This is a genomic window from Vibrio hepatarius (assembly GCF_011806575.1).
GTDB classification, from domain to species: Bacteria; Pseudomonadota; Gammaproteobacteria; order Enterobacterales; family Vibrionaceae; genus Vibrio; species Vibrio hepatarius_A.
In genome coordinates, this window is sequence record NZ_JAATOO010000021.1 from 19,997 (window position 1) to 46,010 (window position 26,014).

Consider the following 26,014-nt stretch of genomic DNA (forward strand, 5'->3'; position numbering starts at 1 on the left):
AACAGACTTAAATAGATCGTCATAGAATACCTAAAGGAGCGAGGTACAACAATAGCCTACACTCTTCAATTCTCAGTAAGGAGGGTAACTATGCCAAAACGTAAAGAAGGTTATGAGGAAATGTTTGAAGACGTTGTCGAAGCGCTCAAACATAGCCCTGAAGAAGTTAACCGCGTTTTAGAAACATCCGGCAAAGTGGTCGAAGCTGCTAATGATCTGACTAAAGATGAATTGGCGTTGGTTTCGGCTTATGTAAAGTCTGATTTGAAAGAATTTGCTGAAAATTACGAAGAGTCAAAAAATAGCCCGTTTTCTTTGATGATTGCTGACTCGATTTGGCAGGGGTTGCTAGAGATTACTGACCGTACCAAAGTGGAATGGGTGGAGCTATTCGATGACCTAGAGCACCAAGGCCTGTATGAAGCTGGCGAGGTGATTGGACTCGGCGTGCTGGTATGTGACGAGTGCGGACACAAGACAGAGTACAACCATCCGACAGAAATCATTCCATGCAGCAAATGTGGCTGCACAGGCTTTAGTCGTCAGGCGCTGAAACCATAAAATCGCGTAGACGAAAAAAGGCACTGTCTGACAGTGCCTTTTTTATTCCCAATGCTTAAGCTATTAATCCTTAAGTCGCCAACCGATAACCAGGCTGATTAGCACCCAAATATACAGCGGCCATGTACCCAATGTGGTGTACGGAGTTAAGCCTTGCGTTGGAACCACTTCAGCGCGCAGGACGCCAGTTTCGAATTGAGGAATTTGCGCGGTGATGTTGCCTTTGTAGTCAGTGACTGCCGTAACACCGTTGTTGGTTGACCGAATCACTGGCTTACCCAGTTCTAGCGCACGCATACGTGCAATTTCCATGTGTTGCAGTGGACCAATTGAACGACCAAACCAAGCATCGTTGGATAACGTCAGGATGAAGTCTGTGTCATCGGTGATGTTGCGGCGTACTTGCTCATTGAAAATGATCTCGTAACACAAGGCGGGTGCCATCTGCGTGCCATTGGCGTTAATGTTTGGCTGGATAAACTCACCACGGCTGAATGAGGACATCGGCAGATTGAAGAAGGGGGCGAGTGGGCGAAGAATGTTCTCAAACGGGACAAACTCACCAAACGGCAGCAAATGGTGCTTGTTGTAGCGCGCATTTACATCGTAGTTATAATCACCCAGTGGTGTTTTACCAACGGTGAGAATGCTGTTGTAGAACTGCTTATTCTCAGCCTGATTTACTACACCAGTAATCACAGCACTGTTATTCATTTTTGCCGCAGAATCTAGGTTGCGTAAAAATGAGGCAATCTCAAATTCAAACGCAGGAATAGCGGCTTCCGGCCAAATGATGATATCGGCATCCCAGTTTTCGCGCGTCAGGTCGGTGTATTTCATGATGGTTGGCCAGCGTTGGCTTGGCAACCATTTCAGTTCCTGTGCGATGTTTCCTTGAATCAGCGCGACTTTAGACGCGTTCTCCGGCACTGGGCTCACCCAGTTTGCTGCTTTTAACCCGTAACCTGCTGCAAGGATGACCGCTGGAATCAACAGATGAAGCCATTGTCGGTTCAGTGCTGCATAAGCAATGCTAGCGGCAGCCACAATAACTAACAGCGTTAATAGCTCGACGCCTCCAATTGGAGCAAAGTTGGCTAATGGGCTTTCTATTTGACTGTAACCGAGCCATAGCCACGGGAAGCCCGTCATCACCCAACCACGTAACCAGTCGAAAACCAGCCATAGTGCAGGTGCCGCTAGGAAGAAATGAGTGCGGTTTGAGTTGGGGAAAAAGCGATTTAAGCTCCAGCTAAACAGAGCAGGGTAGATGGCCAGATACCCAATCAACAGCGCCATCAAAAATAGACTGGCCGCTTTAGGCATGCCACCGAAGTGGTCGATACTGATGTAAACCCAACTGATGCCAGTGGCAAACTGGCCTAGTCCCCAAGCGTAGCCAATACCAAGTGCGCGTTTACCGGATTGACCATGGAGCAAGATTAATAACAAGGCGGGGCTGATAAAAGCCAATGGCCAAAGTTGGTAAGGAGCGAATGCGAGTGTGGTGATAGCGCCAACAAAAACGGCCGCGAGCGGCCGTTTTAGGCGATGAAAAAAAGCGTTATTCATCGTTCTTAGTCTGAGTATCCCTAGAGTACACATCTAGGTGAGATTAGCGTTACTCTTCTGTTGTTTCTGGAAGAGACTCTTCATCGGGGATGGTTACTTGTATTTGCAACACACGGCGGTTATCCGCTGAGGTTACTTTAAAGCTATAACCGTCGATCTCCACTACTTCACCACGTGAAGGTAAGTGGCCGAAAGCCGTCATAACCATACCGCCAACCGTATCGACTTCATCATCACTGAAGGTTGTTTTGAAGCTGTCGTTGAACTCTTCGATGGTGGTTAGCGCCTTCACTGAGTAGGTGTGTTTGCTCAGTTTACGGATATCTAACTCTTCTTCATCGTCGAATTCGTCTTCAATTTCACCAACGATTTCTTCAAGGATGTCTTCGATAGTTACAAGGCCTGAAACGCCCCCGAACTCATCTACGACAATTGCCATGTGATAACGTTCCTCACGGAATTCTTTAAGTAGACGGTCAACACGTTTACTTTCAGGAACAACCACCGCAGGACGGATAACTTGCTCGATATCAAATGGCGCACAGTCTGAGCCTAAGTATTTAAGTAAGTCCTTCGCAAGCAGGATGCCTTCAACATGGTCTTTATCCTCACTGATAACTGGGTAGCGCGAGTGCGCTGCGTCAGTGATGAGGTTAACCAAAGCGTCGAGATCGTCGCTACGGTCCACCGTAACCATTTGCGAGCGTGGGATCATGATGTCACGCACTCGCATCTCAGCGATTTCCATAACACCTTCAAGCATGTCGCGGGTGTCATGGTCAATCAGGTCGTTCTCTTCAGAGTCGCGGATAACGTCCACTAGCTCTTGGCGATCTTTAAGTTCACCCTGGAAGATTTGACCTAAACGGCCGAAGAAGGACTTTCTACTCGGACCTTCAGATTTTTCTTTCTTACCTTCTAGAGATGAGGTCGAATTGTCTTCGTTCATTGTTTCTCATTTAAGTAACGCTATCAGAAGTGTGATAGCACACGTAAGCTAATCAAAATAGTATGGACTAGCTTTGCTTTTCAGCAATATAGGGGTCTTTAAAGCCCATAGATTGCATGATTTCTGTTTCGAGCGACTCCATTTCTTCAGCTTCGTCGTCCTCGATATGATCATAACCTAGCAGATGCAGACTACCATGTACAACCATATGCGCCCAATGTGCCATCAAAGGCTTGCCTTGTTCTTTGGCTTCACGCTCAACCACTTGGCGACAGATAATCAAGTCACCCAGAAGATCAATCTCTATGCCCGGAGGGGCTTCAAACGGAAAAGAGAGCACGTTAGTCGGCTTATCTTTACCACGATACTCGTGGTTGAGTTGATGGCTTTCTTCTTCATCAACGATACGAACCGTGACTTCTGCCTGAGGTTGAAACTTTTCAACGGTGTTGCTTAACCAACGTTGAACGTCTTCGAAACTAGGCAGACCATTTTCATTTTCGACAGCCAATTGTAGGTCGAGTTCGATACTCATGACTCTTTGCTCTCTTTTAGTGCTGATTGAGCGACGGCTTGAGCCTGGGCTTCGCGTTCTTCACGACGACGCTTTTCGTACTCTTTACGCTCTTTTTGGTCTTGCGCCTCCCAGTTCTCGTACGCGTTAACGATGCGCGCAACCACTGGGTGACGAACAACGTCATCCGACTGGAAGAAGTTGAAGCTGATCTCGTCGACTTCGTTCAATACTTCGATCGCGTGACGCAAACCCGATTTAGCACCACGTGGTAAGTCGATCTGGGTTACGTCACCTGTGATCACTGCACGTGAGTTAAAGCCAATACGTGTGAGGAACATTTTCATCTGTTCTACGGTGGTGTTTTGGCTCTCATCGAGAATAATAAACGCGTCGTTTAGTGTACGACCACGCATGTATGCAAGCGGAGCAACTTCAATTACGTTGCGTTCAATCAGCTTCTCAACACGTTCAAAGCCTAGCATTTCAAATAATGCGTCGTACAGTGGACGAAGGTAGGGGTCGACTTTCTGGCTCAAGTCACCGGGTAGGAAACCGAGTTTTTCGCCCGCTTCAACCGCTGGACGAGTCAACAAGATACGACGAATTTCTTGGCGCTCAAGCGCATCAACTGCCGCCGCAACCGCAAGATAAGTTTTACCTGTACCTGCTGGGCCAATACCGAAAGAGATATCGTGTGTCACCATGTTGACCAAGTATTGAGCTTGGTTTGGTGTACGCGGTTTGATTACGCCTTTCTTTGTCTTAATAAAGACTTCTTTGCCGTGCTCGATATCCGATTCGGTGTTTTGTTCCAAAATGCCGGTTTCTTTGATGGCTAAATGGATTTCTTCTGGCTCGATATCAGGGATATTGCCACGCACTGGCGCAGTATTGACGTAAAGCGTCTTGATAATTTCGAGTGCTGCCGCAGAGGTGTGAGGTTTACCCACGATGGTAAAAAAGTTGCCACGGTAGCTGATTTCAACACCTAAACGGCGCTCTAAGTGTTTGATATTGTCGTCGAAAGGACCGCAAAGACTTGCCAAGCGGCGATTATCTGAAGGTTCTAGATCGATTTCTAGAGTTACAATTTTATTGCTCAAAGTTGCCTCTCATTTTTTGCCATCTTGTAGAAGCCCGATTTAGACCGGGCTTCTAATGGCTTTACATACCTTTTTCTAAGATGGTCACTTAGTCAGGTATTTTCAAGCTTTAAGGCGTAAACGTTGCTACACCCAGCTCATCTTCGCGCTTGGTCTTCGCCATCATTTGTGTTGGAGAAATGATGGTACGCAAGTCCATGTCTTTTTCGGTACGTACGATTTCACCACGTAGTGAGTTCGCAAATACGTCAGTGATCTTCACATCAACAAACTGACCGATCAGGTCTGCACTACCTTCAAAGTTAACCACACGGTTATTCTCTGTACGAGCGCGAAGCTCCATTAGATTCTTTTTCGATGGACCTTCTACCAGAACGCGTTGCTCTGTACCTAGCATCAAGCGAGAGTAACGCATCGCTTGGCTATTGATGGTTTGTTGCAGTTCGTATAGACGCTCTTTCTTCACTTCTTCAGATAGGTCGCACGGGTAATCTGCCGCAGGCGTGCCTGGACGAGGAGAGAAGATAAAGCTAAAGCTCATGTCAAAGTCTACGTCTTTGATTAGCTTCATTGTGTCTTGGAAATCTTTATCTGTTTCACCTGGGAAACCGACGATAAAGTCTGAGCTGATTTGGATATCAGGACGCGCTTTACGCAGTTTACGGATGATCGATTTGTATTCGATACCTGTGTGCGGGCGCTTCATCATCGTTAGGATGCGATCGCTGCCGCTTTGTACTGGCAGGTGCAAGAAGCTTACTAGCTCTGGTGTATCTTCGTATACCGCGATGATATCGTCGGTGAACTCAAGCGGGTGACTTGTGGTGAAACGAATACGGTCGATACCGTCGATAGACGCAACCAAACGAAGCAGGTCTGCAAACGAGCAGATTTCGCCGTCGTGCATAGGTCCACGGTACGCGTTGACGTTTTGGCCTAGTAGGTTAACTTCACGTACGCCTTGCTCTGCTAGCTGTGCGATTTCGAAAAGTACGTCATCCATTGGACGGCTGACTTCTTCACCACGTGTGTAAGGTACGACGCAGTAAGTACAGTACTTAGAACAGCCTTCCATGATAGAAACGAACGCTGTCGCTCCTTCAGCGCGTGGTTCTGGTAGACGGTCGAATTTTTCGATCTCTGGGAAAGAGATATCCATCACTGGTGCGTCGTCTGTTTGAGATTGTTTAATCATCTCAGGCAGGCGGTGCAGTGTTTGTGGGCCAAAGATAACGTCAACGAACGGTGCGCGTTCGCGAATGTGGTCACCTTCTTGTGTTGCTACACAGCCACCAACGCCAATCACGACGCCAGGTTTCTTGTCTTTTAGCGTTTTCCAACGACCTAGCTGGTGGAATACCTTCTCTTGTGCTTTTTCACGGATAGAACAGGTATTAAGTAGTAATACGTCTGCTTCTCCTGGTTCTTCTGTCAGCTCGTAGCCGTTAGCCGCATTCAGTAGATCCGCCATTTTTGATGAATCGTATTCATTCATCTGGCAGCCCCAGGTTTTAATTAGCAGTTTTTTACTCATGTTGTTCGCTCGATCGTTAGTTTAAATTAAGGGAGCAAATCGCCCAATGTTTCCAGAAAGTCACCGATATAATAGCAATAGTGGTGACCAAGTTTTAGCCGCCCTCTCGGCGGTAAGCGGCGTATTGTACTGCTTTCAAAACCAACTGACCAGTGCTGACACTGATTCTCTTAAAAGCCATGTTACATAAGGGATTTGCCCTGATGGCCGATAAGGTTTTTCGTTACATTTTGATAATGAAATCGTACAATGAAAAACAGCCAAATAATCAATACGATGAAGTACAAAATATGAGCAAGTATGATGTTGCAGTCATTGGTGGGGGTATGGTCGGTGCCGCCGTCGCGATTGGCTTTGCTAAGCAAGGAAGAAGCGTGCTGGTTGTTGAAGGAAAAGAGCCAATAGCTTTTACACCTGAACAGCCGATGGATATCCGTGTCTCAGCGATCTCTGAGCATTCTGTGGAAATCCTCGAAAGCCTTGGTGCTTGGCAAGCAATATCAGACATGCGTGTGTGTCCATACCGTCGATTAGAAACGTGGGAGCATCCCGATTGTCGTACCCGCTTCCATTCAGATGAGTTGAACATGGAGCGTTTGGGCTACATCGTGGAGAATCGCTTGATTCAATTAGGTTTGTGGGCTGAGTTTGAGAAGTATCCTAACCTTACACTGCGTTGCCCTGAGACGTTGGAACACATCGAGTTTTCGGCGACACCTCAAGTGACTTTGTCTTCCGGTGAGTGTGTTGCAGTGGATCTCGTGGTGGGCGCAGACGGTGCGAATTCAAAAGTCCGTTCATTGGCGGGTATTGGTATTACGGCGTGGGATTACCGTCAGCACTGCATGCTCATCAATGTTGAAACCGAACTTCCTCAACAAGATATTACTTGGCAGCAGTTTAATCCAACCGGTCCTCGCTCGTTTTTGCCGCTGTGCGGTCATCAAGGTTCATTGGTATGGTATGACTCACCGAAACGAATTAAGCAGCTTTGCGGTATGTCTACTGAACAGCTCAGACAAGAAGTGCTGAGTCATTTCCCAGCAGAATTGGGTGACGTTAAAGTGCTCCAGTTTGGCTCTTTTCCATTAACGCGTCGCCACGCGCAATCCTACTATCAGCAAGGATGTGTTTTAGTGGGCGATTCGGCGCATACGATCAATCCGCTCGCAGGGCAGGGCGTAAACTTGGGTTTCAAGGACGTGGAAGCACTGCTAGACGTGACACATGGACAGCAAATCCTCTCTATGGACGTACTTAAGCAGTATGAACGTAAACGCCGCCCAGACAACTTGTTGATGCAATCGGGTATGGATTTCTTCTACAAGAGCTTTAGCAATGAGCTAGCACCGCTTAAGTTTGTGCGCAATGCTGCGCTGAAAGTGGCAGAGAAATCCGGGCCTATTAAAGCGCAAGTATTGAAATACGCACTTGGCTTAAAGTGATTGTTAAATCTACAGATACAAAAAAGCGCAGCTTGAGGCTGCGCTTTTATCGTTTGGCTAAGTAGTGATTACTTAGTTACACGTAGTACCGGTGTTTCACCAACAGTTACTGTACCAGAAAGCTTGTTCAGCTCTTTGATTTCGTCCATGTTAGAGATTACAACTGGAGTAAGAGTAGACTTAGCTTTTTCTTCTAGAAGAGCTAGGTCGAATTCGATGATAGTGTCACCAGCTTTAACAGATTGACCTTCTTCAGCGATGCGCTTGAAGCCTTCGCCTTTCAGTTCAACTGTATCGATACCGAAGTGAACGAATAGCTCAACGCCGTCATCTGATTCGATAGAGAATGCGTGGTTAGTCTCGAAGATCTTACCGATAGTACCGTTTACAGGAGCTACCATTTTGTCGCCTGCTGGCTTGATAGCAATACCGTCACCAACGATTTTCTCTGCGAAAACAACGTCTGGCACATCTTCGATATTTACGATTTCACCTGATAGAGGTGCGATGATTTCGATTGCACCAGCATCAGCGCTGTCATCAGATACAAGCTTCTTAAGTTTATCAAACAGACCCATTGTGTCATGCTCCTAACGTTTTTATGTAATTCTGTCGAATTATAGTATACCAATCTTAGAAGATAGACGACTATTTTTGCCGCCTATCTTATTGGAATTAGCTGATTATTGAGATTTCTCTGCGATGAATTTTTCAACAACAGCTTCGATTTCAGCTGCAGTTGGAAGCGATAACGCCTCTTCTGCCATCGCTTTCACTTCTGCGAAGTTAGAGTTACGGATCACTTTCTTCACTGCAGGGATAGAGATGCCGCTCATTGAGAACTCATCCAGACCCATACCAAGAAGAAGAAGTGTCGCGCGTTCGTCACCTGCTAGCTCACCACACATGCCCGTCCATTTGCCTTCTGCGTGAGAAGCGTCGATAACCTGTTTGATTACCGTTAGAACTGCTGGTGATAGTGGGTTGTACAGGTGAGAGATCATCTCGTTACCACGGTCAACGGCTAGTGTGTACTGAGTCAAGTCGTTAGTACCGATAGAGAAGAAAGCCACTTCTTTCGCTAGGTGGTGCGCGATAGCGGCTGCCGCTGGCGTTTCAACCATGACACCGATTTCGATGTTTTCGTCAAACGCGTGGCCTTCTACGCGTAGCTCTTCTTTGTACTCTTCGATCGCTTTCTTCAGTTCACGAATTTCTTCAACAGAAATGATCATTGGGAACATGATACGTAGCTTACCGTGTGCTGATGCACGTAGGATGCCGCGTAGCTGGTCACGAAGGATTTCGCGACGGTCTAAGCTGATACGCACTGCACGCCAGCCTAGGAATGGGTTCATCTCTTGAGGAAGATCCATGTATGGTAGATCTTTGTCACCACCGATATCCATAGTACGGATAATAACAGCCTGACCATTCATTGCTTCCGCAACTTCTTTGTACGCTTGGTACTGTTCGTCTTCTGTTGGTAGTGCGGTACGGTCCATGAATAGGAATTCAGTACGGTACAGACCAACGCCTTCACCGCCGTTGCGGATGATACCGTCACAGTCTTTTACAGTACCGATGTTGCCGCATACTTCTACGCGGTGACCGTCAGTCGTTTCTGCGTGCAGATCTTTAAGTTTTGCGAGTTCTTCTTTTTCCGCTAGGAATGCCGCTTTTACTGCTTTCGCTTCTTCTACTTCAGCGTCAGAAGGGTTGATAACGATTTTGTTGTTCATCGCATCAAGAATCAGCATGTCGCCATTCTTCACTTTCTTCGTGATGTCGTTGGTACCAACGATAGCTGGAAGTTCTAGAGAACGAGCCATGATTGAAGTGTGTGAAGTACGACCACCGATGTCACATGCAAAACCAAGAACGTAGTCTAGGTTGATTTGCGCAGTTTCTGATGGCGTTAGGTCGTAAGCAACCAAGATCACTTCGTCTTCAATATCGCTAAGAGAAACGATGTTGATACCTAGTGCGTTTTTAACGAAACGTGTACCGATGTCACGGATGTCCGTTGCACGCTCTTTTAGGTATTCATCGTCTAGAGATTCAAGTGCAGATGCTTGCTCTTCGATAACTGTGTGGATTGCGTTATCAGCGTGCATCTTGTCATTTTTGATAAGTGCTAGGATTTCTTCCTCTAGCTCTTCATCTTCAAGAAGCATGATGTGACCTTCAAAGATCGCTTCTTTCTCTTCACCGAAGGTTTCAAGTGCTTTTTGCTTGATTGTTTCTAGCTGAGCTGAAGATTTGTCGCGTGCTTCAAAGAAACGTGCAACTTCTGCTTCTACTTGATCGTCTGAAATAGTGTTTGTGTTTAGGACAATTTCATCTTCTTGAAGTAGTAGTGCTTTACCAATAGCAATACCAGGAGATGCTAGGATGCCTGAAATCATAGCGTTACCTTAAGTTGGTCAACTTTTAAAACGGGAGAATAATGAGTGCACTAACGATAATTAGTAGCTTATATATCGCTCTATTTCCAATAAAGCCATTTTGCTTTCACAAAATGGCTTTAAGAAATAGGAGACCGGATTAGTGTAGTTGATCCATTAGGGCAACTAGGTGGTCTACAGCTTGTTGAGCTTGTGGGCCCTCAGCAGAGATAGAAACTACTGTACCTTTTACTAGGCCAAGAGTTTGTAGTTTGAATAGGCTCTTAGCGCTAGCGCTTTTACCGTTAGAAGTCACAGTGATGTCCGCGTCAAATGCTTTCGCTTCTTTTACGAACTGAGCTGCTGGACGAGTGTGAAGGCCGTTTTCTGCAGTGATTTCTACTTGCTTCTCGTACATGTTATATACCCCAATTGATTTATTTTTTGATAGTTTCTTTGCCAGCACCAGCTTAGCTTGTATTGGTAGATTCTACTACTCGCTGAATGTCCAGTACGTGTCATAAGTGATACCGCTTGCAAAATTTTCACTTTTGATTCCAATCTTTGCTGGATCTCATAGTGTCATAATTTCTTAACTTAGCTCTTTTATTTTGAAGCTAGAAATAAAACTGTCCTGATATTACCAAAGGTGAGGTAAGGATCAACAAAAAAGCCCCAAAAAGGGGCTTTTTTAGACGAAAAATTGATTTCGCTACATGTTATTGTTGGTTCTCTTTTTCCGTAAAGATGCCGGCAAACAGCGCTGTGCTTAGGTAACGCTCACCTGAACTAGGTAGTACGGTGACGATAGTTTTTCCTTCAAATTCAGGTAGTTCTGCTAGGCGGTTTGCTGCTACAACTGCTGCGCCAGAAGAAATGCCGGCAAGGATACCTTCCTCTTCCATTAGGCGACGAGCCATTTCAATCGCTTCTTCAGAAGTGACTGTCTCAACGCGGTCAAGAAGCTCTAAATCTAGGTTGCCAGGGATAAAGCCCGCGCCGATACCTTGAATTTTGTGTGGTGCTGGTTGAATTTCTTCACCTGCTAGCGCTTGAGTAATTACTGGTGACTCTGCTGGTTCAACAGCGACAGAGATAATGTTCTTACCTTTTTCACCCTTAATGAAGCGGCTAGTACCTGTGATTGTGCCACCTGTACCTACACCAGCGACAAACACATCAACTTCACCGTCAGTTGCTTCCCAGATCTCTGGACCAGTGGTCTTTTCGTGGATTTCTGGGTTTGCTGGGTTGTTGAATTGTTGAAGCAGTAGATACTTGTCTGGGCTGCTAGCAACGATTTCTTCTGCTTTAGCAATCGCCCCTTTCATACCTTTTGCCGCTTCAGTTAGCTCTAGGTTTGCACCAAGTGCTTTTAGTAGCTTACGACGTTCAAGGCTCATTGACTCAGGCATAGTCAGAGTTAGCTTGTAACCACGAGCAGCGGCTACGAACGCAAGTGCAATACCCGTATTACCACTTGTTGGCTCTACAAGTTCAACACCTGGTTTTAGCTGACCTTGTTTTTCCGCTTCCCAGATCATGTTGGCACCGATACGGCACTTTACGCTGAAGCTTGGGTTACGTGCTTCGATTTTAGCTAGCACTTTACCTTTACTCACTTTGTTTAGGCGAACTAGGGGAGTGTTACCAATGGTCAGTGAATTGTCTTCGTAGATTTTGCTCATGGCGTGATCCTTCATCTCATTCATTCACTTCGAGAGCATAGTGCACTCAAAGTTATTACTGTTCAGTTTATATTTGACTGTGTAGAGAGTAGGACAGCTGAAAAAACTAGAAAAGGATTAAAAAGTTATATGATATGAAAGAGCTATGAAGAATATAAATAGAGAGGGGTAAGTCACATCGCTTCCCCCTGATTTCAATGATGGTGTTGGGTTTATTTCTTAAACTCGTTTACCCACATGGCGGTCGCACCGCATACCGCGACAGGCATAACAATCAGATTAAGTACCGGAATAGTGGTAAAAAGCGCGACTAGCGAGCCAAAACCATACGCTTTGCCCTGCTTTTGTTTCAAATTGTAACGCATGTCATCGAAGTGGATTTTGTGATTATCGAACGGGTAATCACAATATTGGATAGCCAGCATCCAAGCGGTGAAGATAAACCAAAGCACTGGACCGACGGTTTGCCCAAGACCTGGGATCAGCAACAATAGGAAAAGACCAATCGCTTTTGGTAATAGATACATCAGTTTTCGCCATTCGCGAGCGAGAACGCGAGGGACATCTTTCACTACTGCCAGCATGCCATCCTCATTCACCTTCTGGTTTGTCAGGTGCTCTTCCACTTTTTCAGACAGTAACCCATTGAAGGGCGCAGCAATGAAGTTTGCCAGCGTGCTAAAAAAGTAGGAGAAGGTCGCTAGGATAGTGAGTACTAACAGCGGCCATAAGATATAGCTCAACCAAGATAAAAATTCAGGTAACTGTCCCATCAATTGCCCAATCCAGGTATCTAGATGGGAAAAGAGATAAAACAGTGCGCCACCGACTAAAATTACGTTAGTCAGCAGAGGAAGAAGAACGAAGCGGCGAATCCCTGGTGTGAGTGCCAGTTCTAGGCCGTAAGAAAAATAACCGAAACCCGAACGTTGACGTGTTGATATATGCATATTTTAAGTCATCTAGTGGTTTAAAAACGAACTCCCACTATCTTAACAAGAAAAAAGCGTGTTCAAAATCACAACATTATAGGAACTTCTAACATTAAGTTGTTCTAAAACGGGGTGGAGTTTTGGTAGAGTTACTGATAGTTAGGTTTAACCAGATTCGATGCATACGTAACGTTCGTATGATTTATTGAGTAATTGAGAGTAAAAAATGCAGGAACTGCGATTCGTACTCATAATTGTCGGAGCCTTAGCGATCGCCGCTTTGTTGTTCCACGGTTTATGGACAAGCAAAAAAGAAGGCGCGGCTAAGTTTGGTAACAAACCGCTTCGAAAATTAGATGTCGATAATGAAGATGAGTCAGAGTCGGTGGCAGAACGCCCATTTGCACCGGAAGACGACTTTGAAATTATTCGTAAAGAACGCAAAGAGCCGGACTTTGTTACTGAAACCGTAACCGCAGACCCGTTGATTGACGGTTACTCAGAGCCAGAATCAGAGCAAACGGTTGAACCTGAAGAAAACATTGTTGAAGAGGTCGAGTTAGACATACCTTCTATTTCAACCAAATCATTTGATGAGGTTGAAGAGGATAAGATTGAACCTATCGTTGAAACTCCAGTGGTGGAAGACGAAGTGGTCACGGCTACTAAAAGTGAAGATAAGCCAGAACCTGAAATGCAGGTTATTGTCCTTAACGTACATTGTGCAGGGGAAGAACCGTTTGTCGGTACGAAATTGTTCGACAGTATGCAACAGAACGGCTTACTCTACGGAGACATGGACATCTTCCATCGTCACGCCGACCTCTCTGGCACCGGTAAAGTGTTATTTAGTGTGGCTAATATGATGCAGCCGGGGACATTAAAACACGATGACCCTGCAGAATTTACCACTAAAGGCATTTCATTCTTTATGACGCTGCCGTGTTTTGGCGATCCAGAGCATAACTTCAAGTTGATGCTTAAGACGGCGCAACTGATTGCAGATGATTTGGGGGCTAACGTGCTAGATGATGCGCGCAACCTAATGACGCCAAACCGAATTGATGGCTACAAAGCGCAAATTCAAGCATTCAAAGCGGCTAGCGCCTAAGTAACCTGAACATTTTTATAAGGGCTCCCAAGTGGAGCCTTTTCTTTTTACGAACACTCGTTTTCAATCGCTTCTCTATTGCCAAGTGAGAAAGGCGTGTTCATACTCCTTTGCAAGTCTTGCTCAGCCACCACCTCATATAGTGGCTGGGTTTAAAATAGTTACATACCAGAGTCAGTTATGTCGCAAGAGATTCAAGAACAGCTTAATCAGTTACGTGAGACCCTCCACTACCACGGAGTTAAATATTACGTTGAAGATAATCCAGAAATCCCAGATGCCGAATACGATCGTTTGATGCGCGAACTCATCGATTTGGAAGCTCAGCACCCTGACTTAGTGACATTGGATTCGCCGAGCCAAAGGGTTGGTGGGGCTCCACTGTCTGCATTTGAGTCTGTGGCGCATGAAATTCCAATGCTATCGCTGGACAATGCTTTTGACGATGACGAGCTTAATTCTTTCCACAAACGTATACGTGACCGTGCCCCAACAGGTGCGTTTGATGTGTTTTGCTGCGAACCTAAACTTGATGGTCTCGCGGTGAGTTTGTTGTATGAAAATGGTGTGTTGGTTCAGGCAGCGACTCGTGGCGATGGCACTACGGGTGAAAACATTACCGACAACGTCCGAACCATCAAAGCAATTCCACTGAAGTTACGAGGCGACGGCTGGCCTCAGCGAATTGAGGTGCGTGGTGAAGTTTTCATGCCTAAAGCCGGTTTTGAAAAATTGAATGAACTGGCATTAAAGAAAGGTGAAAAGGTATTCGTTAACCCTCGCAACGCGGCGGCGGGTAGCTTGCGTCAGTTGGATTCCAAAATTACCGCGACGCGTCCACTAAGCTTCTACGCATACAGTGTTGGCGTTGTGGAAGGTGCAACGCTTTCTGAAAGTCATTATGAACGCTTTTTGCAACTGAAAGGTTGGGGTATGCCAATGTGTCCGGAGACACGCCGCGTGGCCAACCTTGAAGAAGTAAAAGCGTACTACCAAGATATCTTGCAACGTCGAGATGAACTGCCTTACGAAATCGATGGTGTGGTCATCAAAGTGGATGATATCAAACTTCAAGAGCAGCTCGGCTTTGTCGCGAGAGCGCCTCGTTGGGCGATTGCTTATAAGTTCCCGGCGCAAGAGGAAGTCACTACGCTTAACGACGTGGAGTTCCAAGTCGGTCGCACTGGCGCTATTACGCCTGTGGCGAAGTTAGAGCCTGTTTTTGTTGGGGGCGTGACGGTTAGCAACGCCACATTACACAACGCTGATGAGATTGAACGTTTAGGGGTGAAAATCGGCGATTGTGTGATGATCCGCCGTGCGGGTGACGTTATCCCTCAAGTGGTCTCCGTGGTGCAAGATCGTCGTCCTGCCGACGCACGAGATATTGTCTTCCCTACACACTGCCCAGTCTGTCGCTCTGATGTCGAAAGAGTTGAGGGCGAAGCCGTTGCGCGCTGCACGGGTGGTTTAGTCTGCCAAGCGCAACGTAAAGAAGCGCTAAAGCATTTCGTCTCTCGTAAAGCGCTGGATGTCGATGGCCTTGGCGTAAAAGTGATTGAGCAGCTGGTTGACCGTGAGATGGTTGAAACGCCAGCTGATTTATTCAAGCTGGCGGCTGGTGTGATTACGGTACTGGATCGTATGGGACCAAAGTCTGCACAAAACGTTGTCGATGCATTGGTCAAGGCGAAACAGACTACACTACCACGCTTTTTATATGCACTGGGTATTAGAGAAGTTGGGGAAGCCACTGCTGCCAACTTAGCGCAACATTTTAAAACACTTGAAGCCGTGCAGAGTGCGACGCATGAGCAGTTAGTTGAAGTGCAAGATATCGGTACGATTGTAGCTAGTCATATCACGGCATTTTTTGCTCAAGAGCGCAATCAGCAGGTCATTGATGCTCTGATCGCGCAAGGTGTTCACTGGTCAGAGATTGAAGATAAAGCCCCTGATGCCCCGCAACCTCTATTAGGTAAAACTGTGGTTTTGACTGGTACGTTATCCCAATTGTCGCGTAGCGATGCTAAAGCCGCGCTACAAAATCTAGGTGCGAAAGTGACAGGCAGTGTATCTAAAAATACCGATATCCTGTTTGCTGGTGAAAATGCAGGTTCAAAACTCGTTAAAGCTCAAGAGTTAGGGATAGAAATTAAGTCTGAACAGGACCTAATTGCATTAATTTAAAGTCGCTTAACTGCTTAAAAAGCCACCGTTTGGTGGCTTTTTTTTGTCTCAAAATAACGATGTGATAATGGAGTTGTAGTGTAGAAAAGTACGTCAGTGATCGTGTTCAAATTCCCATTAATCAGCACTTAATCTTGTAAATGATGCGACGCACTTCAAGTTGATTTTATAGTTTTTTATTTTTAAGTATTTGAATTGTATTTGTTTTTATTGATTTTGTCGTACTTCGTTCTGTTTGTTGGCGATCATGATCACTATGCAACAAAAACTTTGTAGCGGCTCATATTTTTTTAGATAAAAACTAAGATCTGATTGATGTTTTTCTCCGCGAAGTTAGTCTGGAAACTATGGATACACAACGTGTATGCAGGAATAGAAAATCAACGATTAATGATTAATTAGAGATTTTCTAATATAGGAAATGCTTTCTCCCTTCGGCGGCCAACTTAAGGCGAGAAAAAAGAAAATACAGCTATATCCATTTTTAGGAGTTTTTCCATGGACAAAATGTTTAAACGTACGCTTTTAGGAGCTGCAGTAGCATTAGCATCAACAGGTGTAATGGCTAAGCAGGTAGGTGTTAACTCTGACTTTACTGTTGAAGTTTACGGTGTAGCGGCTATCTCGCTAGTAAACTACAACACTACCAGCAATGACGTTGCTGATAGCACTACAGGACAAGATCAAGGTTATGTAGTTGAGAACGAGTCACGTATCGGTTTCCGTGCTCACAAAGATATGTTTGAGAACTTTAAGATTACGATGCAAATCGAGTCTGGCTATGTAGACAGCACTGACTGGGGACATGGTGGTGTTTCTGGTGGTGTTTTAGGTTTCCGTGATACGTTCCTCGGTGCTTCTGGTGATTGGGGTAACCTTCGTGTTGGTCGTGTTCTGACTCCACTATACGAAATTGTTGACTGGCCATTTTCTAACCCTGGCCTAGGTTCAGTGTTCGATTGGGGTGGCATTGGTGCACACTATGATCGTCAGTCAAACCAAGTTCGTTACGATTCGCCTAAGTTTGGTGGCTTCTCTTTCGCAACATCTATTGGTCGTGATGACAACGATAATGGTGGTGGTCTAGCAACGGCTGATGACTCTTACTTTGTAAGTGCGAACGCTAAATACAGCTTTGAGAAAGTAACTCTAATGGGTGCTGTTGAAACAGGTAATGATTTCCGTAAAGTCGAAAACCAAGACAACACGACTTACTTAGTAGGTGCTGAAGTTAGCCTTCCAGCAGGCTTTGGCCTTGCAGCAGCGTATAAAATGGAAGAGTTGGATAACTTTGGTGGTGTAAACGGAGCTGATGTTGAACAAGCGTCATACTCTATCATTGGTCAATACTGGAACGGCCCACTAGGTATCAAACTAGGTTATGCAGCTAATGAAGATGCAGAATTAAATGGTGATAAGATAAATAACAGTGACAGCAATACTGTTTCTCTACAGGTTATGGGTGTAATCGACGGCTTTGTACCATACGTACGTGTAGCTGGTCGCACCGCTGGTGAGCTAGACACAGATATTGTAACTCGTTTTGGTCTAGAATACGGTTTCTAACTACATGTTCTAATTGCCTTTCTTTATAATATACGCCAGCATGTATGCTGGCGTATTTTTTCTAAAGGATCAAAAATATGAAAATATTAAGATGTTTGTTCCTATTATCAGCAGTATCTATCACTGCTGGTTGTAGTACCCTCAATAGCTCAAGTGACTTTTCTGATGCTGTTCTGAGTATTAAAGAAAGGAGTAATTATGTTGAAGTTGCTGCTAAGACTATAATACCCGACACGCAAGCGATAGTCGGAGCTAATCTAGTGAGATCAGAACTAATATATACATCTGTGCAACCTATAGGCGAAAGTAACTTAACCAAAAAGTCTACCATTGATATGACGGTTACATTCTTTAAAAGCTATGATGTTTTTCATAGTGCTAGCGTCTTAGGTCAAACTGTGGCGCTCGATAATTCAAAACCAATGGCTGAAACGTGCAGTGAACATTGCACTGTAACACAGTGGGTTAGTTTTCCTTTTAGCGAACGTGAGCTAGCAGAATTCAGCGGCGAGAGTGTTAATTTTACGATTACGTCAGGCGACAATAATATCGTTGAAGTAAATGTGCCCAAGGCATATTTCGAAGCTATTGAGCAAGAAGCTGACACACTTATAGCGAGAAATCAATCAGCTCAACCGTATGTCAATCAAACGCCTGAGGTTACAAAAGTAAATGACTCAGCTCCTGCGAGTAAAGCTCTCGAAATGACGCAGTATTGGTATGCTAAAGCTTCTGCTCAAGATATCGATAAATTTTCACAATTCGCTATCTCAAACCGTAAAGGTGTTGTACAGAAATTAGAGAGCACTTCTCAAGAGCTTAATATGATGCAATATTGGTATTCAGAAGCGAGTGAAATCGAGCGTTCTCAAATATTGCAGTGGCTAATCAGCCAATAGATTTGTTATTTTGATTAAAGCCCCATGACGATAGCATGGGGCTTATATTAATATTTGACGGTACCATTACTATGTTTGCAAATGAGTATAGGAATATACTTCATTTTCCCATCCGGCATAGTACATTCCACATTGGGGCCGGTTGTAGAATTCCCCGCACTGTTGTCCATTACTGCAACAGCATTACTACTAAAGAACACTATACTGCACGCAAGTAATATTATGCTTTTCATAAGCTCACCTCTCATGAGTTTAAATGTTAGACATATCGATAACTGCATCAGCTTTAAGTATGTTTGTATCCAATAAAAGATCAAAAATAATTTAAACTTTAAAAATTTCCTTTAATAAATAACTTAAACTTGTTGTGAGAGAATAATTAATAATTCACTGATTACTATTGTTTTAATTTTCAGGTTTTGAGTTTTATCGTTATTAGTAGAGTTGGATGTGACGAATTACTACCAAGTTTTTTCGCACTAAAGAATATTTAATGAGCTGATAAATAAGATAAAATAATCTAGATACGAAAAAAGAGGCGATTATCGGCCTCTTTTTTTGCTTAGATGAGTAAAGTAAGACTAACTTTTTTCTTGGATGGTGAGGACAATACCGTCGACTTGAGTAATTTCGACCAATGTTCCTTTCGCTATTGGAGCGTCAGACCTTGCAGTCCAAGTAGTATCACCGACCTTTAAACGTCCTTTGCCTGCTGGGAAGTCTTCATCAAGCAACAAGGTTTCACCGATGAGTTGCTTTTCTTTCTGATTCAAGGTTCGGTTCGCATCACTTTGCCGGTCGTTACTAAACTGGCGTCGCCACCATAGCCAAGTTGTTGCTAAGCAAAATACGCCAAATGCCGCCCATTGTAACTGCCAACTTATTGGTACAAGAGCTAAAACGAGGGCAACGAGTAACGCGGAGATACCGAGCCACAGTAGGTAACCCGCAGCCCCAAGCAATTCACATGCTAGCAGTGCTAAGCCAAAGGCAAGCCAGTGCCAGTGATTAATTGATTCCAAAAACTCTATCAAAACATACCTACTTGTTGTCTTTCGCTTGATGTTTAAACATTTCTGCAATGCCCGCAACTGACCCCATTAGACCAGATGCTTCAAGAGGCAGCATAATAATTTTTCCATTTTCTGCTTGGCCAATGGTTTTTAGTGCGTCGGTATAGCCTTGGGCGATAAAGTAGTTCACCGCTTGCATGTCACCTTTCGCAATGGCTTCAGACACCATGGTCGTTGCTTTCGCTTCCGCTTCTGCGGCACGCTCACGAGCTTCCGCTTGTAGGATTGCCGCTTGTTTTTCGCCTTCTGCTTTTAAAATCTCAGACTGTTTTTGACCTTCCGCGCGAAGAATTTCCGCTTGACGGATACCTTCTGCTTCGAGGATCTCTGCACGCTTGTTCCTTTCCGCTTTCATTTGCGCGTTCATTGCGGCAGTTAGGTCGGCTGGTGGTTGAACGTCTTTTATTTCGATACGAGTGACTTTTACACCCCAAGGGTTCGTTGCGTCATCGACGATCGTCAGTAGCTTAGTGTTGATCATATCGCGTTGGCTCAACATTTCATCGAGCTCCATTGAACCCAAAACAGTACGAATATTGGTTAAAGTCAGGTTTCTGATCGCATGTTCTAAGTCGTTGACTTCATAGGCGGCTTTTGCTGCGTCAATGACTTGAACAAAACAAACCGCATCAATGGTGACGTTGGCGTTGTCTTTGGAAATCACTTCTTGTGCAGGGATATCCAGAACTCTTTCCATCATATTGACTTTATGACCAATGCTGTCGATGAATGGAATAATGATGTTGAGTCCCGGTTTGAGAGAGAGGGTGTATCGACCAAAACGTTCGACTGTCCAGTTATTACCTTGAGGGACGGTTTTTACGCCGGCAAAAATAAGCGCAACTACAACAACTAGAAAGCCGCCAATTGCAACCAATGAGTCAACTGCCATGTTTATTTCCTTTGTTAAAGTGATATGTCGATTGTTTCTTAATTAAACCGTTTAAACAAAGAAATAAATGAGAAGTGGGACTAACTTTAGACAAAATAAAAGCCGGTATTCCCGGCTTTAACATATTGATTTAATTCTATTCTAGTAAAGCAGAGAATAGAGCTGACGGCGATATTTAGCAGAAATCGCGTTGCCTTGTCCAAGAGCAGCCAATATATCCATAAAGTGTTTTTTAAGTTCACCGTCTTGTGCGTTGAGGTCTTTACGCAAGAAGCCCCACAGTAGTTCCAATGCCTCTTCATCTCGGCTGACTTGGTGATAACTTAGCGCAAGCTCCGCCGCGACTTTGCTATCAGTCGGGTTATTTGCAAGCGCAGCTTCGAGCGATTGAATTTCTGGGCTATTGGCAGATTGCTCATGCAACTCCAGTTTTGCGACTAAACTCTTGTAATAGTTATCTTTATATTCCAAAGGAATATTCTCTAACAGAGATTTGGCCTGCGTAAAATCTTGTGTTTCAAGGTAACACTCGATCATTGCCAACTTCACATCGCCTTTTTGCTGCATTTCCGCCGGAAGCTGCTGGAGGATCGGTAGTGCCTGGGCGTACTGTTGTTGCTGCACGAATTCCAGCGCTTGCTTGAGGCTCATTTCTTCTTGGCTTGGCAGATGCTTGGCTAACATAGCTTGGATAGCGGTTAGTTCTTGCGGACCACCCAATCCATCAACAGGCTGCCCATTGATAAACAGTGCAATTGTCGGCAAGGCTTGAACGCCAAATTGAGAAGCAATCAGTTGTTCTTGTTCGCAGTTAAGTAGTGCGAGCGTAAATGCTCCGTTGTATTGCTGAGCCAGAGTTTGCAGATCAGGAATAATTTGTGCACTTTCTTGGCTCATTGGAGCCCAGAAGTGAATTAGCACAGGTGTCTGTACTGAGCCTTCTAGTACTTGGCGGAAGTTCTGTTCATTTAGCTCGACAATAAAAGGTGATTGCATCTAACGGTTCCTTGCAACGTTTGAGATAGTTCAAACATATGGGCTTTGACTAGGGATATCAAGGTGAGTACGAGACAAAACACACCGAACAGTGAATGCGGTGTGCTTGTCTTGTGAAGAGCGCGGAAGTGTTTACAGAACGATAAATAAAACGAGCGCAACACCCACACTAAGCCAGTTTATTTGGTTTAATGACATGTTATCTTTCCGAATGTAACGCTTGAATTGGTCAAGGAGTGTTCGAATATGAAGATAACGCTCGATTGTTACGATAAAATTACATTGCAATACATTATTTATGCCGCATGTATCAATATTTTATCGAGCAACCGAGTTGGCAATATTCTTTTCAAAACCGCAAACGCTTTGGTGGGCGTGGTGATGCGATAACGAATCTTAGGATGAGTCGATTCCAACGCGTCAACAACAGGCGCAATGCACGATTCAGCGGGTAGAACAAAAGCGTTACCGGACGACTCTTTATCCAATCGTTGCAATTGTTGCTGATACGCATGTTGGTGGACACTGGTGTCGATTGCTACCCACTTTAGAAAGGCGGCTTTCGCGTTGGCGCGAAATTGTGTTTCGATAGGGCCGGGCTCAAGCAAGCTGATATGAATGTTTGAATCCATCAGCTCTAGTCTGATGGTATCGGTCCAACCTTCAATCGCAAATTTAGACGCGTTGTAAGCGCCGCGGTACTTCATTGCCGCAAAACCCAATACAGAACTGTTTTGAATGATTCTGCCATGTCCTTGTGCACGCATGACGGGCAAAACTTCTGTTACCAATTGGTGCCAGCCAAAAAAGTTGGTGTCAAACTGTTCTCGTAGTGCTTGGGTTGGTAAGTCTTCTAAAGCGCCAGGCTGTCCATACGCACCATTATTAAACAGCGCGTCGAGCTGGCCGCCAGTGATTTGTAGCGCTTGCTGGACGGCTAAAGAAATACTATCGCTATCGGCTAAGTCGAGCTGAAGACTTATCAAACCTTCAGCCTTTAATCTCTCAACATCTTCAGCGTTGCGACAAGAGGCAATAACTTGGTAACCGCGTTGCTTTAATGCGTGCGCACAGACATAACCAATCCCTGTAGAACACCCAGTAATGAGAATTGACTTATTCATGAATTCCTTTCTTTATCCGTCGATTAAGTGACTAGAGTAAAAGATTATTCATGATGTTGTAATAAGTTTTTTAATGCCGGAGCTAAGCGTGAGTAGCTAAATTTAAAGCCTAACTCAGTTAGTTTCTTGGGTTTGGCTCTAATGCTGTCAAACAACAATACCGAGCTTTCCCCCATGGCGAGTTTTAGTACCCATTTAGGCGTGAATAAAAAGTGTGGTCGCTTGAGCGTTCTTGCCAGCACTTTGCTGAAATACTGGTTAGTCACAGGGTGGGGGGCGCACAGATTGAACGGACCTTGTGCATGCTCGGTTTCAAGCAGATAGACGATGGCTCGAACCATATCGAGCATATGGATCCATGGCATGTATTGTTTGCCATTGCCGATAGGGCCACCAACGCCACACTTATACGCAGGAAGCATTTTCTGCAGTGCTCCGCCATCTGGCGCAAGGACAATACCAGTGCGCAAAGAGCAGACGCGTGTGTATTCGGAACGCGCTCGATTAGCAATATTTTCCCATTTGGCACATACGTGATGGGGGAACCCTTGGTGATGGGCGTGAAGGTCTTCATCAAACGGGTGCGCTTGTTGATCGCCGTAATAACCCACAGCGGAGCCACTGATCAGCACTGCTGGTGGCGCTGTACTGGCGTGAATGAGATCGACCAACTTTTCTGTTAGGCCCCAGCGGCTATCACAGATTTCTTTCTTCTGTGCTTTGCTCCAGCGTTTATCAGCGATCGGTTCACCGGCTAAGTTAATTACCGCATCAAACTCGTTGAAGTCATGGTACTTATCTAGACTTGAAACATAACTGATGTTTCCCATATCCGCGTGGTTGACTGCCGCTTTTGCTCTCGCTGGAGACCGCGTAAGCATAACCACCTGATGAGTTGTCAGGTGCTTGACCAGTTCGCGACCAATAAATCCAGAACCACCGGTGAGCAATATTTTCATCCATTTCTCCTAGAACGTCCGTGCTCTGCTGCAAATGTCAGTAACGCTATTAATTATAGCGAGTTAGCTCCTCTTCGGAACTGGGATTATGCAAAGCAAATGATTATCACAAAATTAACATTTTGTTACGTTTGTTTGTCGTCACCTTGTTTTCGTCACATCAAACCATTAACCCATTTGTCATTATAAAGTTAACGAGCATAAGGATGGGGTGCATATGGAAGCAATTACCGCGCTAATGAAAGCGTTTTGGGCAAGTTTACGCGACTTGCTACCGATTATTATCGTGATTGCTTTTTTCCAGCTAGTGGTACTTCAAGAGCCGCTGCCTAACTTGTTATCTATTCTATTTGGTTTAGTTCTGGTTGTGTCAGGGCTGACCTTTTTTATTTTCGGTCTTGAGATGGGGCTGTTCCCAATCGGCGAGTCGATGGCTCAAGCCTTTGCCCGTAAAGGTAGCGTGTTCTGGTTAATGGTCTTTTCATTCTGTTTAGGGTTTGGCACCACAGTCGCAGAACCAGCACTGACAGCGGTTGCCGACGAAGCGGCAGAAGTGGCTGCTGAAGGAGGGATGATCGCCCATAGTGAGATGGCGATGGAGCAATATGCCACTGGATTACGCTTAACTGTTGCCCTGTCTGTGGGGCTGGCGATTATGGTGGGAGTACTGCGTATTCTCAAAGGTTGGTCTATCCAGTACATGATCATGGCGGGGTATATCGGTGTTGTTGTCCTCACCCTGTTTGCTCCTGAAAGTATTATTGGCGTGGCGTATGACTCGGGAGGCGTGACAACCTCAACCATCACGGTTCCTTTGGTGACCGCTCTTGGCGTTGGGCTTGCTTCAGCGATTAAGGGACGAAATCCGATGATCGACGGCTTTGGCTTGATAGCGTTTGCTTCGCTACTACCAATGATGTTTGTGATGATATTCGGAATGGTGGTGGCATGATGGATTGGGCTCACTTTGCGGATACTTTTTTGAGTACGATTCGGGACGTTTTACCTATCTCGGCGATCATCTTTGGTTTCCAGTTTGCCGTCTTAAGACGACCCGTGACTAACCTGCCAAGGGTACTGTTGGGTTTTGTTTATGTCATTCTTGGGTTGTCGTTGTTTCTGATTGGCTTAGATCTGGCGCTGTTTCCGCTCGGGGAGACGATGGCAATGCAACTGACCGCGCCAGATTTTCTAAGCCAGTTCCGTCTTTCTGAGGACGCCACTATTCACTGGCAGGATTACTATTGGGTCTACATTTTTGCGTTTTGTATCGGTTTTAGTACCACCATCGCAGAGCCTTCACTGATCGCCGTCGCGATAAAAGCAAACCAAGTTTCTGGTGGCTCGATCAGTATAAACGGCTTGAGGATCGCAGTCGCACTTGGTGTGGCGATCGGTATTTCGCTCGGTAGCTATCGAATTGTGGTGGGTGACCCGATCCAGTACTACATCATTGCAGGCTATATTGTCGTTGTTGTACAAACTTTTTATGCACCTAAGTTAATTGTGCCGTTGGCATACGATTCGGGTGGTGTAACCACATCGACGGTTACTGTGCCATTGGTGGCAGCGCTGGGCTTAGGCTTGGCTTCAACAGTACCGGGTCGAAGTCCAATGATTGACGGCTTCGGGTTGATCGCTTTTGCCAGCTTGTTTCCGATAATTTCTGTTATGGCTTACGCCCAAATCACTCGCTGGCTCAACCGTGAGTCGGAGTTGGAGGATAATGAAAATGCGCTTTAAATTGATACTCGCTTTTGTTGAAGATAGCAAAACGGACTCTGTATTAGACGCGGCAAGAAATGCTGGTGCAACAGGGGCAACGGTTATCAATAACGCTCGAGGAGAGGGATTAAACAAGAAGACGACATTTTTTGGTTTAACGCTAGAGGCGCAAAAGGATGTGCTGCTATTTGTTGTTGAAGAGCATCTTTCACGACATATCCTCGAAACCATCAGTGATGTGGGAGAGTTTGACCAAGAGTCAGGGCAGGGCATCGCGATTCAAATCGATATTGAAGACGCGGTTGGGGTTGCCCATCAGGTAGAAAAATTAACCAAGGTGGTAGAGGACGAACTATGAATAGCCACGTAAAAATCAGCGTTCGAGATGTCATGGCCAGTAACTATGTCATGATTGATGGTTTGACCACGGTCAGAGAAGGTATTCAATTGGCAAAGAAACACAACGTCAAGGCGTTGGTGGTTAATAAGCGCAATGCAGACGACGAATATGGTTTGGTGCTGATGAACGACATTGCGAAAAAAGTACTAGCGCAAAACCGCTCGCCTGATCGTACCAATATCTATGAAATCATGACCAAACCGGCGTTGTCAGTTTCACCCGATATGAATGTAAAGTATTGCGCGCGTTTGTTTGAGCGCTTTGGTATCAGTCGTGCGCCTGTCATTGAAAACGATAAAGTGATCGGTATGGTCAGTTATAACAATATAGTGATCAACGGCATGGCGCGGGATGACGGCTAAACGCAAATTACGTACAATCTCCTCACTTA

General features: G+C 45.2%; 25 protein-coding genes. 10 read left to right on the forward strand and 15 right to left on the reverse strand.

Going from position 1 to position 26,014, the window contains the following annotated elements; all coding sequences use genetic code 11:
* The first annotated feature begins 90 nt into the window (after positions 1–90).
* Positions 91–561: a zinc ribbon-containing protein gene (locus HCZ42_RS15845; RefSeq protein ID WP_053409407.1), complete on the forward strand. Its 471-nt coding sequence runs from the start codon at positions 91–93 to the stop codon at positions 559–561.
* Between the two features lie 63 nt (positions 562–624).
* Here HCZ42_RS15845 and lnt read toward each other — a convergent pair whose 3' ends face one another.
* The 5 genes from lnt to miaB all read right to left on the reverse strand — a co-directional run bounded on the left by lnt (position 625) and on the right by miaB (position 6,236).
* Positions 625–2,133, reverse strand: coding sequence for an apolipoprotein N-acyltransferase (lnt, locus tag HCZ42_RS15850; RefSeq protein WP_167421645.1), 1,509 nt, complete (start codon positions 2,131–2,133; stop codon positions 625–627).
* A 49-nt stretch (positions 2,134–2,182) separates the two neighbouring features.
* On the reverse strand, positions 2,183–3,082 hold the full coding sequence (gene corC / locus HCZ42_RS15855; RefSeq protein WP_167421647.1) for a CNNM family magnesium/cobalt transport protein CorC: 900 nt from the start codon (positions 3,080–3,082) through the stop codon (positions 2,183–2,185).
* Positions 3,083–3,149: 67 nt separating this feature from the next.
* Positions 3,150–3,617 carry an rRNA maturation RNase YbeY gene (ybeY, locus tag HCZ42_RS15860; RefSeq protein ID WP_167421649.1) on the reverse strand — a complete coding sequence of 156 codons (468 nt, stop codon included), beginning with the start codon at positions 3,615–3,617 and terminating at the stop codon, positions 3,150–3,152.
* Positions 3,614–4,702, reverse strand: coding sequence for a PhoH family protein (locus HCZ42_RS15865; RefSeq protein WP_167421651.1), 1,089 nt, complete (start codon positions 4,700–4,702; stop codon positions 3,614–3,616). The genes ybeY and HCZ42_RS15865 overlap by 4 nt, the downstream gene beginning before the upstream one ends.
* A gap of 109 nt (positions 4,703–4,811) precedes the next feature.
* Entirely contained in the window at positions 4,812–6,236 is a 1,425-nt protein-coding gene (miaB, locus tag HCZ42_RS15870) for a tRNA (N6-isopentenyl adenosine(37)-C2)-methylthiotransferase MiaB (protein WP_053409412.1), read from the reverse strand.
* A gap of 290 nt (positions 6,237–6,526) precedes the next feature.
* On the opposite strand from miaB, the gene HCZ42_RS15875 reads away from it, so the two are divergent.
* A complete protein-coding gene (locus HCZ42_RS15875; protein WP_167421653.1) occupies positions 6,527–7,681 on the forward strand; it encodes a 2-octaprenyl-3-methyl-6-methoxy-1,4-benzoquinol hydroxylase in 1,155 nt (384 codons plus the stop codon).
* A gap of 68 nt (positions 7,682–7,749) precedes the next feature.
* Here HCZ42_RS15875 and crr read toward each other — a convergent pair whose 3' ends face one another.
* The 5 genes from crr to cysZ all read right to left on the reverse strand — a co-directional run bounded on the left by crr (position 7,750) and on the right by cysZ (position 12,706).
* Positions 7,750–8,259, reverse strand: coding sequence for a PTS glucose transporter subunit IIA (gene crr / locus HCZ42_RS15880; protein ID WP_053409413.1), 510 nt, complete (start codon positions 8,257–8,259; stop codon positions 7,750–7,752).
* A gap of 105 nt (positions 8,260–8,364) precedes the next feature.
* Entirely contained in the window at positions 8,365–10,089 is a 1,725-nt protein-coding gene (gene ptsI / locus HCZ42_RS15885) for a phosphoenolpyruvate-protein phosphotransferase PtsI (RefSeq protein ID WP_167421654.1), read from the reverse strand.
* 139 nt (positions 10,090–10,228) lie between these two features.
* Positions 10,229–10,486: an HPr family phosphocarrier protein gene (locus HCZ42_RS15890; RefSeq protein ID WP_004415108.1), complete on the reverse strand. Its 258-nt coding sequence runs from the start codon at positions 10,484–10,486 to the stop codon at positions 10,229–10,231.
* 301 nt (positions 10,487–10,787) lie between these two features.
* A complete protein-coding gene (gene cysK / locus HCZ42_RS15895; RefSeq protein ID WP_167421657.1) occupies positions 10,788–11,756 on the reverse strand; it encodes a cysteine synthase A in 969 nt (322 codons plus the stop codon).
* Between the two features lie 212 nt (positions 11,757–11,968).
* Positions 11,969–12,706 carry a sulfate transporter CysZ gene (gene cysZ, locus HCZ42_RS15900; protein ID WP_167421659.1) on the reverse strand — a complete coding sequence of 246 codons (738 nt, stop codon included), beginning with the start codon at positions 12,704–12,706 and terminating at the stop codon, positions 11,969–11,971.
* 208 nt (positions 12,707–12,914) lie between these two features.
* Here cysZ and zipA point away from each other — a divergent pair, with 208 nt between their 5' ends.
* The 4 genes from zipA (at position 12,915) to HCZ42_RS15920 (ending at position 18,454) form a co-directional block, all read left to right on the forward strand.
* Entirely contained in the window at positions 12,915–13,799 is an 885-nt protein-coding gene (gene zipA / locus HCZ42_RS15905; RefSeq protein ID WP_167421661.1) for a cell division protein ZipA, read from the forward strand.
* Positions 13,800–13,979: 180 nt separating this feature from the next.
* On the forward strand, positions 13,980–15,989 hold the full coding sequence (gene ligA, locus HCZ42_RS15910) for an NAD-dependent DNA ligase LigA (RefSeq protein WP_167421663.1): 2,010 nt from the start codon (positions 13,980–13,982) through the stop codon (positions 15,987–15,989).
* A gap of 498 nt (positions 15,990–16,487) precedes the next feature.
* Positions 16,488–17,555, forward strand: coding sequence for a porin (locus tag HCZ42_RS15915; protein ID WP_167421665.1), 1,068 nt, complete (start codon positions 16,488–16,490; stop codon positions 17,553–17,555).
* A gap of 77 nt (positions 17,556–17,632) precedes the next feature.
* On the forward strand, positions 17,633–18,454 hold the full coding sequence (locus HCZ42_RS15920) for a hypothetical protein (protein WP_167421667.1): 822 nt from the start codon (positions 17,633–17,635) through the stop codon (positions 18,452–18,454).
* A 581-nt stretch (positions 18,455–19,035) separates the two neighbouring features.
* Here HCZ42_RS15920 and HCZ42_RS15925 read toward each other — a convergent pair.
* The 5 genes from HCZ42_RS15925 to HCZ42_RS15945 all read right to left on the reverse strand — a co-directional run bounded on the left by HCZ42_RS15925 (position 19,036) and on the right by HCZ42_RS15945 (position 23,498).
* Positions 19,036–19,488 (reverse strand): NfeD family protein, encoded by a 453-nt coding sequence (locus HCZ42_RS15925; protein ID WP_167421669.1) that lies wholly within the window; start codon positions 19,486–19,488, stop codon positions 19,036–19,038.
* A gap of 7 nt (positions 19,489–19,495) precedes the next feature.
* Positions 19,496–20,419, reverse strand: a complete 924-nt coding sequence (locus tag HCZ42_RS15930; RefSeq protein WP_167421671.1) for an SPFH domain-containing protein — start codon at positions 20,417–20,419, stop codon at positions 19,496–19,498.
* 141 nt (positions 20,420–20,560) lie between these two features.
* Positions 20,561–21,415: a co-chaperone YbbN gene (locus HCZ42_RS15935; RefSeq protein ID WP_167421673.1), complete on the reverse strand. Its 855-nt coding sequence runs from the start codon at positions 21,413–21,415 to the stop codon at positions 20,561–20,563.
* 296 nt (positions 21,416–21,711) lie between these two features.
* Positions 21,712–22,539, reverse strand: a complete 828-nt coding sequence (locus tag HCZ42_RS15940; RefSeq protein ID WP_167421675.1) for an SDR family oxidoreductase — start codon at positions 22,537–22,539, stop codon at positions 21,712–21,714.
* Positions 22,540–22,583: 44 nt separating this feature from the next.
* Positions 22,584–23,498, reverse strand: coding sequence for a TIGR01777 family oxidoreductase (locus HCZ42_RS15945; RefSeq protein ID WP_167421676.1), 915 nt, complete (start codon positions 23,496–23,498; stop codon positions 22,584–22,586).
* 217 nt (positions 23,499–23,715) lie between these two features.
* On the opposite strand from HCZ42_RS15945, the gene HCZ42_RS15950 reads away from it, so the two are divergent.
* Genes HCZ42_RS15950 through HCZ42_RS15965 form a run of 4 tightly spaced genes read left to right on the forward strand, consistent with a single transcriptional unit; the run spans position 23,716 to position 25,985 of the window.
* On the forward strand, positions 23,716–24,450 hold the full coding sequence (locus HCZ42_RS15950) for a DUF1538 domain-containing protein (protein ID WP_167421677.1): 735 nt from the start codon (positions 23,716–23,718) through the stop codon (positions 24,448–24,450).
* On the forward strand, positions 24,447–25,241 hold the full coding sequence (locus HCZ42_RS15955) for a DUF1538 domain-containing protein (protein ID WP_167421678.1): 795 nt from the start codon (positions 24,447–24,449) through the stop codon (positions 25,239–25,241). Before HCZ42_RS15950 ends, HCZ42_RS15955 begins: the two co-directional genes overlap by 4 nt.
* Positions 25,231–25,581 carry a P-II family nitrogen regulator gene (locus HCZ42_RS15960; RefSeq protein ID WP_167421680.1) on the forward strand — a complete coding sequence of 117 codons (351 nt, stop codon included), beginning with the start codon at positions 25,231–25,233 and terminating at the stop codon, positions 25,579–25,581. The genes HCZ42_RS15955 and HCZ42_RS15960 overlap by 11 nt, the downstream gene beginning before the upstream one ends.
* The gene (locus tag HCZ42_RS15965) at positions 25,578–25,985 is read left to right on the forward strand and encodes a CBS domain-containing protein (RefSeq protein WP_167421682.1); all 408 of its coding nucleotides are present in this window, start codon (positions 25,578–25,580) and stop codon (positions 25,983–25,985) included. Before HCZ42_RS15960 ends, HCZ42_RS15965 begins: the two co-directional genes overlap by 4 nt.
* Positions 25,986–26,014: the final 29 nt, after the last annotated feature.

Bases quoted from the DNA above. Each gene is read 5' to 3' on its own strand.
- HCZ42_RS15935 (WP_167421673.1), bottom strand. From the start codon at position 21,415: ATGCAATCACCTTTTATTGTCGAGCTAAATGAACAGAACTTCCGCCAA.
- cysZ (WP_167421659.1), bottom strand. From the start codon at position 12,706: ATGCATATATCAACACGTCAACGTTCGGGTTTCGGTTATTTTTCTTAC.
- ligA (WP_167421663.1), top strand. From the start codon at position 13,980: ATGTCGCAAGAGATTCAAGAACAGCTTAATCAGTTACGTGAGACCCTC.
- cysK (WP_167421657.1), bottom strand. From the start codon at position 11,756: ATGAGCAAAATCTACGAAGACAATTCACTGACCATTGGTAACACTCCC.
- HCZ42_RS15945 (WP_167421676.1), bottom strand. From the start codon at position 23,498: ATGAAAATATTGCTCACCGGTGGTTCTGGATTTATTGGTCGCGAACTG.
- HCZ42_RS15890 (WP_004415108.1), bottom strand. From the start codon at position 10,486: ATGTACGAGAAGCAAGTAGAAATCACTGCAGAAAACGGCCTTCACACT.
- HCZ42_RS15875 (WP_167421653.1), top strand. From the start codon at position 6,527: ATGAGCAAGTATGATGTTGCAGTCATTGGTGGGGGTATGGTCGGTGCC.
- HCZ42_RS15930 (WP_167421671.1), bottom strand. From the start codon at position 20,419: ATGGCAGTTGACTCATTGGTTGCAATTGGCGGCTTTCTAGTTGTTGTA.
- ptsI (WP_167421654.1), bottom strand. From the start codon at position 10,089: ATGATTTCAGGCATCCTAGCATCTCCTGGTATTGCTATTGGTAAAGCA.
- HCZ42_RS15955 (WP_167421678.1), top strand. From the start codon at position 24,447: ATGATGGATTGGGCTCACTTTGCGGATACTTTTTTGAGTACGATTCGG.
- HCZ42_RS15940 (WP_167421675.1), bottom strand. From the start codon at position 22,539: ATGAATAAGTCAATTCTCATTACTGGGTGTTCTACAGGGATTGGTTAT.
- crr (WP_053409413.1), bottom strand. From the start codon at position 8,259: ATGGGTCTGTTTGATAAACTTAAGAAGCTTGTATCTGATGACAGCGCT.
- zipA (WP_167421661.1), top strand. From the start codon at position 12,915: ATGCAGGAACTGCGATTCGTACTCATAATTGTCGGAGCCTTAGCGATC.
- HCZ42_RS15845 (WP_053409407.1), top strand. From the start codon at position 91: ATGCCAAAACGTAAAGAAGGTTATGAGGAAATGTTTGAAGACGTTGTC.
- HCZ42_RS15920 (WP_167421667.1), top strand. From the start codon at position 17,633: ATGAAAATATTAAGATGTTTGTTCCTATTATCAGCAGTATCTATCACT.
- HCZ42_RS15965 (WP_167421682.1), top strand. From the start codon at position 25,578: ATGAATAGCCACGTAAAAATCAGCGTTCGAGATGTCATGGCCAGTAAC.
- corC (WP_167421647.1), bottom strand. From the start codon at position 3,082: ATGAACGAAGACAATTCGACCTCATCTCTAGAAGGTAAGAAAGAAAAA.
- miaB (WP_053409412.1), bottom strand. From the start codon at position 6,236: ATGAGTAAAAAACTGCTAATTAAAACCTGGGGCTGCCAGATGAATGAA.
- HCZ42_RS15960 (WP_167421680.1), top strand. From the start codon at position 25,231: ATGCGCTTTAAATTGATACTCGCTTTTGTTGAAGATAGCAAAACGGAC.
- HCZ42_RS15950 (WP_167421677.1), top strand. From the start codon at position 23,716: ATGGAAGCAATTACCGCGCTAATGAAAGCGTTTTGGGCAAGTTTACGC.
- lnt (WP_167421645.1), bottom strand. From the start codon at position 2,133: ATGAATAACGCTTTTTTTCATCGCCTAAAACGGCCGCTCGCGGCCGTT.
- ybeY (WP_167421649.1), bottom strand. From the start codon at position 3,617: ATGAGTATCGAACTCGACCTACAATTGGCTGTCGAAAATGAAAATGGT.
- HCZ42_RS15915 (WP_167421665.1), top strand. From the start codon at position 16,488: ATGGACAAAATGTTTAAACGTACGCTTTTAGGAGCTGCAGTAGCATTA.